This window comes from Acidisphaera sp. S103, from assembly GCF_009765975.1.
GTDB lineage: Bacteria > Pseudomonadota > Alphaproteobacteria > Acetobacterales > Acetobacteraceae > Rhodopila.
The window spans coordinates 251,643-265,260 of record NZ_LMUJ01000060.1; the positions used below are offsets into that span (position 1 = coordinate 251,643).

Annotated in this window: 13 protein-coding genes; 3 read left to right on the plus strand and 10 right to left on the minus strand. The window is 61.0% G+C overall.

The genetic code is table 11. The annotated features are described in order from the left end of the window. Positions 1–301: hypothetical protein (locus GSQ89_RS20085; RefSeq protein WP_216856290.1), on the minus strand; the 301-nt coding region annotated here is incomplete at its 3' end. 86 nt (positions 302–387) lie between these two features. Here GSQ89_RS20085 and GSQ89_RS20090 point away from each other — a divergent pair. Next, a complete protein-coding gene (locus GSQ89_RS20090) occupies positions 388–681 on the plus strand; it encodes a DUF6916 family protein (protein ID WP_158928464.1) in 294 nt (97 codons plus the stop codon). A gap of 19 nt (positions 682–700) precedes the next feature. On the opposite strand, the gene GSQ89_RS20095 is transcribed toward GSQ89_RS20090, so the two are convergent. From GSQ89_RS20095 to GSQ89_RS20105, 3 genes are all read right to left on the minus strand, one after another. Next, the gene (locus GSQ89_RS20095) at positions 701–1,261 is read right to left on the minus strand and encodes a phage tail protein (protein WP_158928466.1); all 561 of its coding nucleotides are present in this window, start codon (positions 1,259–1,261) and stop codon (positions 701–703) included. A 142-nt stretch (positions 1,262–1,403) separates the two neighbouring features. Beyond that, positions 1,404–1,949: a phage tail protein gene (locus GSQ89_RS20100; RefSeq protein ID WP_158928468.1), complete on the minus strand. Its 546-nt coding sequence runs from the start codon at positions 1,947–1,949 to the stop codon at positions 1,404–1,406. A gap of 60 nt (positions 1,950–2,009) precedes the next feature. Beyond that, positions 2,010–2,537 (minus strand): phage tail protein, encoded by a 528-nt coding sequence (locus tag GSQ89_RS20105; RefSeq protein ID WP_158928470.1) that lies wholly within the window; start codon positions 2,535–2,537, stop codon positions 2,010–2,012. 854 nt (positions 2,538–3,391) lie between these two features. On the opposite strand from GSQ89_RS20105, the gene GSQ89_RS20110 reads away from it, so the two are divergent. Continuing rightward, positions 3,392–5,491, plus strand: a complete 2,100-nt coding sequence (locus GSQ89_RS20110; protein ID WP_158928472.1) for a Hint domain-containing protein — start codon at positions 3,392–3,394, stop codon at positions 5,489–5,491. Between the two features lie 63 nt (positions 5,492–5,554). Here GSQ89_RS20110 and GSQ89_RS20115 read toward each other — a convergent pair whose 3' ends face one another. From GSQ89_RS20115 to GSQ89_RS20140, 6 genes are read right to left on the minus strand one after another with little or no spacing between them, the layout of a single operon-like run. Then, complete coding sequence (locus tag GSQ89_RS20115; RefSeq protein ID WP_158928474.1) at positions 5,555–6,319, minus strand: SDR family NAD(P)-dependent oxidoreductase; 765 nt, start codon at positions 6,317–6,319, stop codon at positions 5,555–5,557. Then, a complete protein-coding gene (locus GSQ89_RS20120) occupies positions 6,316–7,050 on the minus strand; it encodes an ABC transporter ATP-binding protein (protein ID WP_158928476.1) in 735 nt (244 codons plus the stop codon). The genes GSQ89_RS20115 and GSQ89_RS20120 overlap by 4 nt, the downstream gene beginning before the upstream one ends. Beyond that, positions 7,047–7,796: an ABC transporter ATP-binding protein gene (locus GSQ89_RS20125; protein WP_158928479.1), complete on the minus strand. Its 750-nt coding sequence runs from the start codon at positions 7,794–7,796 to the stop codon at positions 7,047–7,049. Before GSQ89_RS20125 ends, GSQ89_RS20120 begins: the two co-directional genes overlap by 4 nt. After that, complete coding sequence (locus GSQ89_RS20130; protein ID WP_158928481.1) at positions 7,793–8,776, minus strand: branched-chain amino acid ABC transporter permease; 984 nt, start codon at positions 8,774–8,776, stop codon at positions 7,793–7,795. Before GSQ89_RS20130 ends, GSQ89_RS20125 begins: the two co-directional genes overlap by 4 nt. After that, a complete protein-coding gene (locus GSQ89_RS20135) occupies positions 8,773–9,642 on the minus strand; it encodes a branched-chain amino acid ABC transporter permease (protein WP_158928483.1) in 870 nt (289 codons plus the stop codon). Before GSQ89_RS20135 ends, GSQ89_RS20130 begins: the two co-directional genes overlap by 4 nt. A 38-nt stretch (positions 9,643–9,680) precedes the next feature. After that, complete coding sequence (locus GSQ89_RS20140; protein ID WP_216856292.1) at positions 9,681–10,874, minus strand: ABC transporter substrate-binding protein; 1,194 nt, start codon at positions 10,872–10,874, stop codon at positions 9,681–9,683. A 420-nt stretch (positions 10,875–11,294) separates the two neighbouring features. Here GSQ89_RS20140 and GSQ89_RS20145 point away from each other — a divergent pair, with 420 nt between their 5' ends. Next, positions 11,295–13,451, plus strand: coding sequence for a glycosyltransferase family A protein (locus GSQ89_RS20145; RefSeq protein ID WP_216856293.1), 2,157 nt, complete (start codon positions 11,295–11,297; stop codon positions 13,449–13,451). The last annotated feature ends 167 nt before the right edge of the window (positions 13,452–13,618 follow it).

The window sequence follows — 13,618 nt, forward strand, 5'->3', positions numbered from 1 at the left end:
CAAAATCGACAACCGTCGCGACATCATCGGCTTCATGCAACACCACCTGACCGACCGGGACGCCGTTACGCTCCACGATATCGAACCTGGCATCGGCGTACTGGGCACGGTACCCCATAGTTTGCGCCCTGAACTGCATATCCAGCAACGATTCCTTCATGGCATCATCGACCGGCATCGCCGCGACACTGGCCAGCATATGGCTGCGAAACAGCGCATACAGGAAATCGGCATCATCCGGCTGCCGCGGGCGCAGCGTGAACGGCCCCTTTGCGGTCTCCAGCATCACCACACCGCTCATGTCCGGCTTGCCTTTACCGGACAAGTCGTTGCGATTAATAGCGACCTGTATCCGCACCCATTTACTCGGAGAAGAGAGGCCGCGCCATGGACGAACCGCTGACCCACGAACATTTTTCCCCACATGTCGGCAAACGCTTCAGCTTCGAGGGACATCACCTGACGCTGCTGCTACGCTTAGCCGAACTCCAGCCGCGATTTGCCGCGCCGAACGCACCGCGTGTGCCGTTCACGCTGACATTCGAAGGGCCGGCTGGCGATATCCTGCCGCCGGACCAATACCGGGCCGTCGTCCCAGACGGCCCGGTATTCGAATTGTATATATCGCCAATCCATACGCCCGCACGCGACCACCAGGATTACCAGGCGGTATTCAACTGACACGCGCCGTCGCGCGACATCAACCGCGCGACGGAAAGACGCCTTGCAGCGCGATACAGAATTGCATGACGAGATACGGCATCGTGTTGGGATGCGGCTGGTTGCCCGTGCTCATGGTAATCGCGTTCGGCGCCATGACCACGGTCGGGGCGGGCGGCGTCGCGGCATAAGGACTGATCGTGAACGTGTTGGAACCATCCTTGCCGGTAGCATTTCCGAGCACCACCGAGCTGCTCGGGGTATTCACGTTGTTCGCGGTCGCGGAGTTCGCCGCGGTGTTCAGCGGATGGGTATGCATCGGCATCTCATTGTACAGGACCGTATGGTTTTGTTCACCGAACAATTCCCCGATCACACGCGGGGTCAGCCCAGTGCCGCTACCTTGACCCATCGCGATGCGCCCCCGCAGGTCAGGCAATCCGAACGTCTGGACGCCGTTCCCGCCATAGGTCGTGCCCAACAGTGAGAACAATGCCGTGTTCTGCTGGATCGACAGCAGTTGTCCCGCACAGAACGCCCAGCCTTTGGGGGCAAAATTGTACGGAAAAGCCTCGATTTGACCAAGATAGGGTTGAGACATCTTGCTAAACTCCCCGATTATTCATCTGTGACGCGTATGGTCTTATTACTGGTCGCCAGCAGGATTGCAGTTCGGCGGAAAACCCGGAGCGGACACCAGGCGCACGGACCGTCCATCCGTTGCGCCGAGTCCCCGGCCACGGTTATGACCGCGCCGGAAAGACCCCTTGCATGGCGATGCAATAACGCAGCACCAGCGTCGGCTGGATGTTGTTGTGCGGCTGCGACCCTCCGGCGGTTCCAATCGAAGTCGGGGCAAGGGGCGTATCTACGTTCCCTGGATTATAGATATTGCCTGCGCTGGCACCGCCATGCCCGCCACCGGCCTCGGGCTTGGACAATAACTGGCCGCTCGGGTTGTTGCTGGCCGCCTGGTTTGTCGCGGCAGTCAATGAATGGGTGTGCGCCGACATGGTCGTTGTCAGCAGGGTCACATTTTCCGAACCGGCCTCCTCGCCCATGTCGTAAATGCCCCCACCGAGCAATTGGCCTTGTCCAACCGGGATGCGCCCCTGCAGGTCCGGCAGCGCGAAATTACTCGTGCCATTCCCGCCGTATTGAGTTCCCAGCAAGGAAAACAGCGCGGCATATTGCGAGATCGGCAATATCTGACCTGCGCAATCCATCCAACCGTACGGCGCGAAGTTATAAGGAAAGACCGTGATCTGTCCAAGAAAGGGTGTCGACATCTTCTTCTCCTGGCGTGGTCCGTTTCAAACGGACTCATAGGTTTCCAGCGTACGTGCGATTTAGCTTTGGGTGGGAAACACCCCCACGGTGGAGATGATGTAGTTCACCGTGTTGAAGGGCTGCCGGTTTTCATGAGGCTGATTGCCCCCGGCCGATCCGATCGCCGCCGGCGCGAGCGTGACGGTCGCGCCGGTTGTACCGTAGATGGATATGGCAATGGAGGCGGTCGCCTGGGACAGCGCCGCCGTCGCGGCCGGCTTCGACACGGTACCCGATGCCGACGACGCCAACAGCGGATGGTTATGGCCGGGGATCTGCTGACTGGTCAGTGTCACGTTTTCCGTACCGCCGATCTGCCCCAGCACCGCCTGCGGCAAACCGAGGCCCGTGCCTTGACCCATTGGCGACCGGCCTTGCAAGTTCGGCACCCCGAAGGTCTGTATACCGTCGCCGCCGTACGTCGTGCCCAGCAGCGCAAAGAGCGCATTATACTGAGCAATCGACAAAAGCCGGCCATCGCAGGGGACCCAGTCCACGGGCGCGAAACTGAAGCCGACAGCAATGACCTGTCCGAGAAATTGGTCCATTTTTAGCCTCCCCCAGCCCGGCCCATCCGGGCGACATGACATCGCGCGCCGATCTTTGACCTCGTTTTATCTTCATCGTGTCCGGCCCACAACCGGAAGATGCATGCGGACCGTGAGATCACCGAGCGGCCGTCAAAAGACACTTGATCCTCTCTTTGTAATGGAACTGTGCCATCTGTGGAATAGGGTTGCGCGTGATAAAGTCGTTCTAAATTTGTTATATTAGCAGTTCACGATGACGGCTCCTGACCAACCGGGTTAATCCGCCGCGGGCAGAAAGGCAGTTGCACCTGAATGGCGCCCATTGCTCCCGTAGACCGTAGAGGTGATGTGCCGGACAGGAGACAACGAACGACCAGGATCAACACATGCACGCTCTGCACCATCCATCCCGAACGCCCCGACCGGATGGACTGCTGGCGCTATCATCGTCCGGCTCGCCAGGGTGTAGGCGCCTTACCAGGGTTGGCAATAAGTTACTTGATCTCTCCCTTGCAATGGAATTATTCTGTGCGAGAGGACGTTGGGGGACTTGGTCGGTTTGTTATATATCAAACACGAAATGAGTGCAGTTTTATAACAGCCGTGCTCCTCACAATAAATATCGGAAAATGTTAAGATTGTCGGGATGAAGGACCAATGCTGGCGGGATTGCTTGAACCCGTAGCCGGCATAAAAATGGGGGTAGACGAGATACATGGCAACCGGAATGGGCGGCAATCGGTCACAAGCGACCTTCAACGACAGGACGGATTGCACGCAGGCGCGTGAGCGTGGCTGCAGTATATCCGGCATCGCGCAACCCATGGCCGGCACTATGATCGAATCAATAATCGGACGGGGGGCCTGAACCGATGACGACCAAAACCATTTCTAACACGACGGGTTCGTACTACTACTACGGAAACGGCGTGACGCTGACCAACGCGGGCGTCCAAGGCGCGCCGGGCTTGAGCGACCAGAATTGGGGTGTCGAAATTGGAGGCGACACCAAGAGTGGGGGCAACAACGACACGCTCGTCAACCGCGGCACCATTCTTGGCGAGCGTATCGGTGTCTACATCAAAGGCGGCACCGGCGACACCGTCATCAATGAGGCTGGAAAACTCATAGCCGGCGACTTCTACCCCGGCCAAGGCGGCGTCACTTTCGAGAGTACCCGTGGCACCATAATCAATTACGGCACAATCAGTGGCCCCCCCATCAAGAATGGCGAGAGCGGTAACGGCGTCGAGTTGAGAGACGGCGGTCTCCTCACCAACTTCGGAACCGTGTTGGGCGGCGGCGCTCTTGTCGGGAACCAGGCCTTCCCGGATGCGGTCGGGACCGTCGTCAACTCGGGCGTTATCCTCGGCAATGCCAACTACGGCGCCGTCTATATGGCGTTCGGCGGCACCATCACCAACCTGGCCGGCGGCCGGATTTCGGCAAACGGTGCCACCTCCTCGTACGGGGGGGCACCGGCGTACGGCATCTTCATCAAATCGGGCCCCGGCACGGTCACCAATGCCGGAACGATCGACGGTAACGCCGGTGCCGGCGGCAACGCGATACTACTTGGGGCTAATTATCAGAACCGCGTCATCGCCGACCCAGGCGCGGTTTTCCTCGGCACCGTCAACGGCGGCACCGCCGCCGACGCCACACTGGAACTGGCCTCCGGCTCCAGCACCGGCACGCTCAGCGGCTTCGGCTCGCAATTCACCAATTTCGGAAGCATCGCCTTCGATCCCAACGCGTCCTGGCTGTTGGAAACCAATACAGCGATCGCCTCCACGCACATCAGCGGCTTTGCTCAAGGTGACACGATCGACGTAACCGGGTTCACCGCCACGAATGTCGGGGATGTCGGCGGTGTCACGACAGTGACTCTGACCAATAGTGGCGGCACACATCTCGTAGTGAATCTAGGGGCACCCGCCGGCAACGTCACCATCGCCTCCGGCCCCGGTATCGACGGCACCGAGATCACCACCATCTGCTTCTGCCGCGACACGCAGATCGGCACTCCAAGCGGTGAGGTCCCCGTCCAGACCCTGAAAGCCGGCGACATGGTGCTGACCGCCCATAACGGCCCGCGCAAGGTCACCTGGGTCGGCACCGGCAAGGTGCTCGCCACCCGCGGCAAGCGCGGCGTCGCCACCCCAGTGATCGTCCGTAAGGGCGCCCTGGGGGACAACGTGCCGAACCGCGATCTGCACGTGACCAAAGCCCACTCGCTCTACCTCGACGACGTGCTGATCCCGGTCGAATTCCTCGTCAACCACCGCACCATCCTGTGGGACGACCGAGCCCAGGAAGTCGAGATCTACCATGTCGAGCTGGAAAGCCACGACATCCTGATCGCCAACGGCGTGCCGGCCGAAAGCTACCGCGACGACGGCAATCGCTGGCTGTTCCAGAACGCCAACGAAGGCTGGCACCTGCCGCCGCAGGAACCCTACGCCCCGGTGCTGACCGGCGGTCCGATCGTCGATGCCGTGTGGCAACGCCTGCTGGACCGAGCGGGCCCACGCGACACCGGCCCACTGACGGACGATCCCGACCTGCACCTGGTCGTCGACGGCAAGCGTGTGGACGCTCAAGAACGGACAGGCTCCGTCTACATCTTCCGCCTGCCTGCCGCCCCGGCCAGCGTGGCGGTCGCCTCCCGCACCGGCGTACCGTCCGAACTCGGCATCACCCGCGATCCCAGGGCCCTGGGCGTGGCGCTGCGCCGCGTGGCCATACGGCAGGGCTCCAAGTTCATGCTGTTCGATGCCGACGACGAACGGCTGACCACCGGCTTCCACGGCTACGAACCAACCGACAATCTACGTTGGACCGACGGCCACGCCGAACTCCCGATCGAGGCCTTCGCTCGTTTCGACAAAGGCGCCGAGGTGATGCTGCATCTGGGCGGTGCGACACGCTATCCCGATGACCGGGAAGATGCGGGGCAGGCCGCGGCCTGATACGACGTCGTGGCGGGCGCAGGCCCGCCATCCACGCCGGCTCCAACACCAACGGACGACTCGTTACTCCGCCGTCCAGCCCCCGTCGACCACCAGCGCCGTCCCCGTCACCAGCGCGGCCGCGTCGCTCGCCAGGAACACCACCGCGCCCATCAGATCCTCGACCGTCCCCAGCCGCCCCAGCTTGATCCGCCGCAGCACGTCGTCGCGGAACGCAACGTTCTCGAAGAACGGTTTTGTCAGCGGCGTATCGATGAAGGTGGGACCAATGGAATTCACCCGGATACCCAACGGCGCCAGGTCGATCGCCATCGCCTTGGTCAGCCCCTCGATCCCATGCTTGGTCATGCAATAGACCGTGCGGTTCTGCCCGCCGACATGGCCCATCTGTGACGAGATATGGATGATCGACCCACCCTTGCCCGCCGCCGCCATCTTCCGAACCACTGCCTGGGCAACGAAATACGCCGCCCGCTGATTCAACCCGGTGATGGCGTCATAATCGTCCTCGGTCACATCCAGGAACGTGCGCGGCCGATTGGTCCCGGCGTTGTTGACCAGCACATCGAACGCATCCGCCGCCTCGATCGCCGACCGCACCGCCGCCGTGTCGGTCACATCCAGCACCAGCGTCTCCGCCGATCCACCCGCCGCGCGTATCTCTTGCGCGGCGTCCGTGATCTCGGCCGCGGTCCGCGCAATCAGGGTCACATGCGCGCCAACCTCGGCCAGCGCCGCCGCGGCCGCCAGCCCGATGCCCCGCCCCGCGCCCGTCACCAGCGCCCGCCGGCCATCAAGCCGCATGGAGGGAAGCCGAGGCAGCGTCATACTGGCAGCAAATCCTCCAGCTTCCATTCCTCGGCCGACGCACCGGCCAGCGCCTGGATGCGCGCCTCGTCCGCCCGCAGTTCCGCTGCCGGCCCGGAATACACCATCTGGCCGTTCTCCAGCACATAGGCGTGGTCGGAGATTTCCAGGCTCATCCGCACATTCTGCTCCACCAGCAGGATGGAGATCCCTTCCTCCCGCATCTGCACGACGATACGGAACACTTCCTTGACGATCAACGGTGCCAGCCCCTGGCTGGGCTCGTCCAAAATCAACAACCGAGGATTCAGCAGCAGCGCACGACCGATCGACAGCATCTCCTGCTCGCCGCCCGACAATTGTCGGCCCAGGTTCTGCTTGCGCTCGCCCAACCGAGGAAACAGCTTGTAGACCCGGCCGATATCGAACGGTCCGGGCCGTTCCATCGGCACCCGCAGGTTCTCGTCCACCGTTAGGTTGGCGAACACCCGCCGGCCTTCCGGAACATAGCCGACACCCCCCGCCGCGATACGATACGACGGCTGTCCGGTGATATCCTTGCCGAACAGCGAAACCCGGCCGGACCGAGGTGGCGTCAACCCGACGAGGCTGCGCAGCGTTGTCGTCTTGCCGGCGCCATTACGGCCCAACAACGTCGTGATCTGCCCCTCGGCGACGCTCAACCCCACATCATGCAGGATGTGGCTTTTGCCGTAATAGGTGTTGAGCCCCTCGGCTTCCAGCGCGCTCATTCGGCTTTTCCCAAATAGGCTTCCTGCACGATCGGATTTTCCGCGATCTCCGCCGGCGTGCCTTCGGCCAGCATCTTGCCCTCACCCAGCACGGTGATCTTGTCGGCCAGGTTGAACACCACGCGCATGTCGTGCTCGATCAGCACGATCGTATAGGCGCTGTTCCTATGCAACCGCCGGATCAGGTTGGCCACCGCGAACGTCTCGTGTTCCCCCATGCCCGCGGTCGGCTCATCCAGCAGCAGCAGCCTCGGCTTCAACGTCAGCGCCGTGGCGATTTCCGCCGCCCGCTGATCGCCATGCGACAATTCTCCCACCAGCCGATCCGCCTGAGCCGTCAGGCCAGTCTGCACCAATGCCTCATCGATCCCGCGCCTGACATCAGCCGCATGCTGACCGCCCAGCCAGAACCGCAGCCGCAGCCCCAGCGCGCTCTCCACGCCGATCCGGATGTTTTCCCGCACCGTCAGTTCGGGAAATATCTCGGTGATCTGAAACGTCCGCGCCATCCCCATCGCGACACGAGCGGCGACCGCCTTCTTGGTCACGGTCGTGCCGTCGAACACGATGTCCCCTGCCGTGGGAGCAAAAAACCCGGAGATCATATTGAAGAACGTCGTCTTCCCCGCCCCGTTGGGTCCAATGATCGCCCGCAGTTCCCCTGGCGCCACCTGCATCGACACGTCGTCGACCGCGACCAGGCTGCCGAACTGCTTCGTAACGCCACGTACGTCCAGCATGGTCATTTCGCGCTGCTCCTTTGCAGCATGCCGAGGATCCCTCGGGGGAAGAACAGCACGACCAGCACGAAGATCAACCCGACGAACGACATCCAGTTGACCGTCATCGAGGAAATATAGTCCTGCAGCAGCACGAACACCGCGGCGCCGACCAACGGCCCCCAGAAGGCACGCATGCCCCCCATGACCGCCATGATCACGATCTCCCCCGACAACGAATAATGCAGGCCCATCGGATCGGCAAAGTTGTTCAGCAGCGCGTACAACGCCCCGGCCAGCGCGGTGAACGCGCAGGAAATCGAGAACGACATCCACACATGCCGCTCGATCGGGATACCCAGGAAGCGCGCGCGCCGTTCGTTTTCCCGAATGGCCAGCAAGGTTCGCCCGAACGGAGACGCCAGCAGCAGCCCTTGCAACCCGACCGCGATCCCAAACACCGCGAGCAGGAAGTAGTAGAACGCCTTGTCGCTGTTGACGATGTCGATCGTCGTAAACCCGAGGTTCAACGGCGCTCGGGTAAAGCCACGCAAGCCGTCGTACCCGCCGGTCAGGTCGTTCCAGCTATACGCGACATAGAAAGCGATCTGGCCGAACGCGACGGTGACCATGGCGAAATAGACGCCCCGGCGCCTGACGATCAGCAGCCCGAACAATGTGCCCGCCAGACCACCCAGCAGCACCCCAGCCAGGATCGCCAACGGTGTACTGGCGACCACGTATTTCAGCACCAACCCGGCCCCATAGGCACCCAGGCCGAAATACGCCGCGTGTCCGAAACTCATGAAGCCGGTGAAGCCCAACAGCAGGTTGAACGACATGGCGGCCAGCCCCAGCACCAGGACGCGGCCGGCCAGAGCAGTGTAGCCCCCCATCATCGGCAACCAGATCGGAACCGTCAGCAGCAGCGCCCACACGATGATGGCCGTCAGCCAGCGGCGGCCGGGTTCGACCGGGACGGCCACCGCGGATGTCGTGGCACTCATATCAGCGTCCCCTCTTCACCCATCAGTCCACGCGGACGAACGATCAGGACAACCAACATGATGACATAGATCACCGCCTCACTGGCCGCCGGCCAGAACACCGTAGTCACCGCGGCGGCCACGCCGATCAGCAGACCCCCCACCAGCGTGCCGGTCAGGCTGCCGACACCGCCGACAATGATGGCGATGAAGCTGGGCATCAGCAGGTCGTCGCCCATGTTCGGGTTCAGCCCAAGCTGACCCGCGGCCAACACGCCCGCCAAACCGGCCAACAACGATCCGGCCGCGAAGTTGAAGGTCCGCAGCATGCCGACGTTCACCCCCAGCGCGGCGACGGTATCCAGGTCCAGCGTGCCTGCGCGTATACGGATGCCCACACGCGTATAGCGCAGGAAGGCGAACAGCCCCACCACCGCGGCAATCACGATTGCCACCATGAAAATCCGGTACCAGGTGATGAAGAACAGATCGGCCGACAGTGGCGCGGCCATGGCGTCCGGTATCGTCGTCGACAGGCCGTTCGGCCCCCAGATGTAGCGACAGGCGTCCTGCATGATGAACGCCAGCCCGAACGTCAGCAGCAGGCTGTAAACCGGATCACGCGAATACAACCGGCGGATCATCAGCCGCTCGATGACGAAGCCGAATATCGCCGTCAGGATGGGGGACACCACCAGCGCCCCCCAGAACCCGATATACGGCGTCAGCACGTAGGCGATATAGCCGCCCAGGGCGAGGAAGTTGCCATGGGCGAAGTTGATGACGTTGGACAGATTGAGGATCAACGACAGGCCCAACGCCATCAGCACGTAGAACGCACCAATGATCAGACCGTTCGTGACGTTGAACAGTACCAGTTGCAGCATCGGCCGCCTTTCGGTGGTCGGAGTTCAGGACGCAGGCGTCAGGCGGGATGAACCATCTTGCAGCCAGTCTCCGAAACCGGACCAGCCGCCTTCTCCCCAGGCACGATACTGCTGACGGTGAACACGTCGTCCGGATTGCCCCCCTTCGGCGGATGCACGTCGCCGACGAAGATATTCGACATCAACTGATGATCGCCCGCGCGATAGGAGATCTGCCCCGGCTGCAGCGCGACATCCGGCGGCAGCACCAACCCTTCCATCGCCAGGGACAGCTTGGGACCTTCCAGCGACTTCGCCTTCTCGGCACCCAGCTTCACCGATTGGACCGCCACCCAGCCGAACCAATGCCGGGCGGTGGGTGTCTTGCCTGTGGCCTTGCGGAAATCGGCGACGAACTTCACCACCTCGGGGACGTCCGGCTGGTTCCACCACCATTCCATGTCCCACGATCCGGCCTGCGCGTCCGCAGGAACTGCTCTGACCGACTCGAGCTCGAACAGCGCGCCGCCCAGATGCATTTCCTTCTGCATGCCGAACTGGGTGAACTGCTTCATGCAGTTGATCTGCGCCAGCCCGCCCATGTTGTTCAGTAATACGTTGGGCTTGTATGCCTTCGCTTTGATCAGCGTCGCCGAGAACTCCGACGTATTGATCGGGAGCATTTCCGCCTGGTACTCGCCGCCCAGCGCCTGTAGATCCTTGATGAAGCTTTCCTGCAGAGTGTGGCCATAAGCGTAGTCCGGCGTGATGAAGAAGAACTTCTTGCCGAACCGCTTGACCAGATCGCCGGTCACCGCAGCCGCATCCATCGACGTCGTGTTGCAGATGCGGAACACGTTCCACTTGCAGTCCTTGCCGGTAATCGGGTCGGTGTGCCCACCCGGCACGATATGGAAGACCTTCAGTTCGCCGGTCACCTGCGACATCGCATAGGCGATGCCGGAGTTGACGTCGCCGAAAATGACGTCGACCTTATCGCGCTCGATCAGCTTGCGCGTCTTCTGCACGCCGGTGCCGACGTCATTGGCGGAATCTTCAACCAGAAGCTCGACCTGACGGCCGAGAATGCCGTTGTTTTTGTTGATGACCGCCACCGCGTATTTGGCGCCCTCGACCTCACTGGCAGCAAGAGCGGACAGAATACCGGTCAGCGGATCGACCATCCCTATCTTCACCGAGGCCTCGCCGCGGGCGGCGATGATCGGAGGGGCACCGAGGGCCGTGATGGCCAAGCCAGATTTCAATAGCGTGCGGCGACCCCAATTGGGACTTTGGATGGACGGCATGTATGACTCCCAGTAACACTCTTTGTATGCGGTTTCGAACACCGCAATTTGTTCGGCCAACGTATGCGAGTTGGGTGACAGCGTCGAGGGCAAAAAAAAGCCGCACTTACGGAAATGTTACTTGTACTTTCACAATGCACGGTCGCCGGGAAGGACAAATGTAACGTCGCTCGCGAAATTCTATGTCACATATACAACCTAAGATTGCATATTCGGGAAGAAATGTCTTGTCACGATCGCTTGATCGCCCTGAGCCCATCGCCCAGCGCACCATTTGGAATCCACCGGAGCACGGTCGATCCCGCCCGCATGGAGTCACGCCCTCCGAAACCCATGGATTAATGGATCGATTTTAATGTTGTCCGGGTGGCAGATGCCCTGAGGAACCGCTTGTCTTGCACCGAATCGGCCAGCGACTATTTAGCGGAAGGCAAAATCATCCTGCCGTTCGGATCGATTATGCCCCCCCAGCGGACGACCGGCAAACCATCAGCGCCTCAGTCATCCGAGACGCGGCAGAGCCGACGCCAAAATACTCACTGTTTGATCCCGTGGCACCAACAGTTTACGAAATCGCCGGTTGGGCGGACGGTTGGTCTGTGTTACCAGCGCAACATGAGCCTGCCCGACCTGACAATTTCGGTGATAATTCCGCTGTCGAACGGTGCCGCGCATATCACGCAGGCGCTGGACAGTGTGTTCGGGCAAAGTGTCGCCCCGTTTGAGGTCGTCGTCGTCGATGACGGTTCCACCGACGACGGTCCGGCCTTCGTTGCGCAATATGCCCAGAATAAACCGCTTGTTCTGCTGCGCAATTCCAATGCGGGCCGCGCCGCGGCCCGTAACTTCGGGGTCAGCCAGTCCAGCGGTCAACTGATAGCGTTCCTGGACCAGCATGATATCTGGCATCCGAACCATCTTCGTGAACTGTCCCTGCCGTTCGCCGGGCCCGATGGAGCGATCGTCGGTTGGACCTATAGCAATGTGGACGAAATCGCCGCCGATGGAAGTCTGCGTATCCGATCGGGGTTGTCGGGACGTCCAGGCGAACATCCGAAACGGCAATTGGAGAAATGCCTGTCGGACGACCTGATGATCGTGCCGTCGGCATCGATGATCGCACGATCGGCGTTCGATGCGGTCGGCGGGTTCGACGAGCACCTGTGCGGTTATGAGGTTGACGATCTGTTCCTCCGGCTGTTTCTCGCAAGATACCACAACGTCTTTATCGACCAGCCGTTGACCCAGTGGCGGATGCATGCGGGCAACTCGCCTCATGAACCGTCTCTGGCCCCAAGCCACATGCAGTTTGCGCGGAAATTGCTTGCCCTGTTCCCCGACGACCCTGGCCTGTCGCGCTTCTACGCTCGGGATATTATCGCCCCGCGCTTTTTGCGCCATGTCGTAAGTCAAACGCGCACTGCGCTTAAGCAACGCAATGCCGTGGAGGCCGAAGCCTGTCTTCGTGATATCAGTTTTCTGGAGTCCCACATTTCCGCGGTGCCGAAGCCTTACCCGCTGCGGGATGAACTTTTTATTACCGCCGTGATTCCGCTCTATAATGGCGGGCGTTTCATTCGGGAGGCTATCAGCAGCATCTTCGATCAGACCTTGTTGCCTGATGAAGTCATCGTGGTCGATGACGATTCCACCGACGATGGACCCGATATCGTGCGGGAGATGAGCTTACACTACCCGATTCAACTGATTCACAAACCCAATGGCGGGCAGTCCTCAGCGCGGAATTTGGGTGTCGAGCACGCGCATGGCGACCTGATCGCCTTTCTGGATCAGGACGACGCCTGGTATCCGAACCATCTTGCCGAACTTGTAAAGCCATTCCTTGAGCGGCGCATGGTGGAAGTCGGCTGGACCTACAGCGACCTTGATGAAATTAATGACGGTGGCGAGTTGATCGCCCGCGCCATCGCCGTCGAAACTCAAGCGGAGCATCCGAAGCGCAGTCTGATTGGTTGCCTGCGACACGACATGTTCATCTTGCCGTCGGCTTCGCTGATCTCCCGCCGAGCCTTCCTGCAAATCGGCGGTTTCGACGAGCGGCTCTTGGGCTACGAGGACGATGACCTTTTTCTGCGTCTGTTCCTGGCCGGATTCGAAAACGTCTTCCTGCCCGATTCGTTATCAAAATGGCGTATTTCGGGGACCAGCTGTTCCTATTCGCCCCGCATGGCCGTCAGCCGGCTGGTTTACGCACAGAAACTGATGCAACGGTTTCCTGACGATACCAATATGGAAAGATATCTGATCCGCGACTTGATCGCACCGCGGTTCTTCCGCCTCATCGCGATCGAACTGCGAAGAGCGACCCGAAACGGGACTCGGGAACAGCAACGATCGACCCTGGCGGACCTTCGGTCCATCGCGCGCCATCTGCGGGCGACACAACGGATCCCGCTTCAGGTGGTCGGCCTGCCAGCCCTACGGATCCCGCCGCTGGCGCGGTTCATCATGGGCCATACAGCGGCTCTGTCTTCGATCTACCGCCGGATTTTAGGCAGGTAATATGAACCGCCATGATTGCCGGGTCTGCTGACATTCGTCGCGGGCGGTACCGTGCACTGGAAGTAGCATCATGAACCGCTGTGTCGGCAAACCCGACCTTGTCGGTTGTGGGGGGTTCTTCTATGGTCCGCGCGCTAGCGTTATATTATCAGAATGAAATATTGGTG

What these genes read in the sequence shown, in the direction of transcription:
- GSQ89_RS20090 (WP_158928464.1), top strand. Translation starts at nt 388, where the DNA reads ATGGACGAACCGCTGACCCACGAACATTTTTCCCCACATGTCGGCAAA.
- GSQ89_RS20095 (WP_158928466.1), bottom strand. Translation starts at nt 1,261, where the DNA reads ATGTCTCAACCCTATCTTGGTCAAATCGAGGCTTTTCCGTACAATTTT.
- GSQ89_RS20100 (WP_158928468.1), bottom strand. Translation starts at nt 1,949, where the DNA reads ATGTCGACACCCTTTCTTGGACAGATCACGGTCTTTCCTTATAACTTC.
- GSQ89_RS20105 (WP_158928470.1), bottom strand. Translation starts at nt 2,537, where the DNA reads ATGGACCAATTTCTCGGACAGGTCATTGCTGTCGGCTTCAGTTTCGCG.
- GSQ89_RS20110 (WP_158928472.1), top strand. Translation starts at nt 3,392, where the DNA reads ATGACGACCAAAACCATTTCTAACACGACGGGTTCGTACTACTACTAC.
- GSQ89_RS20115 (WP_158928474.1), bottom strand. Translation starts at nt 6,319, where the DNA reads ATGACGCTGCCTCGGCTTCCCTCCATGCGGCTTGATGGCCGGCGGGCG.
- GSQ89_RS20120 (WP_158928476.1), bottom strand. Translation starts at nt 7,050, where the DNA reads ATGAGCGCGCTGGAAGCCGAGGGGCTCAACACCTATTACGGCAAAAGC.
- GSQ89_RS20125 (WP_158928479.1), bottom strand. Translation starts at nt 7,796, where the DNA reads ATGACCATGCTGGACGTACGTGGCGTTACGAAGCAGTTCGGCAGCCTG.
- GSQ89_RS20130 (WP_158928481.1), bottom strand. Translation starts at nt 8,776, where the DNA reads ATGAGTGCCACGACATCCGCGGTGGCCGTCCCGGTCGAACCCGGCCGC.
- GSQ89_RS20135 (WP_158928483.1), bottom strand. Translation starts at nt 9,642, where the DNA reads ATGCTGCAACTGGTACTGTTCAACGTCACGAACGGTCTGATCATTGGT.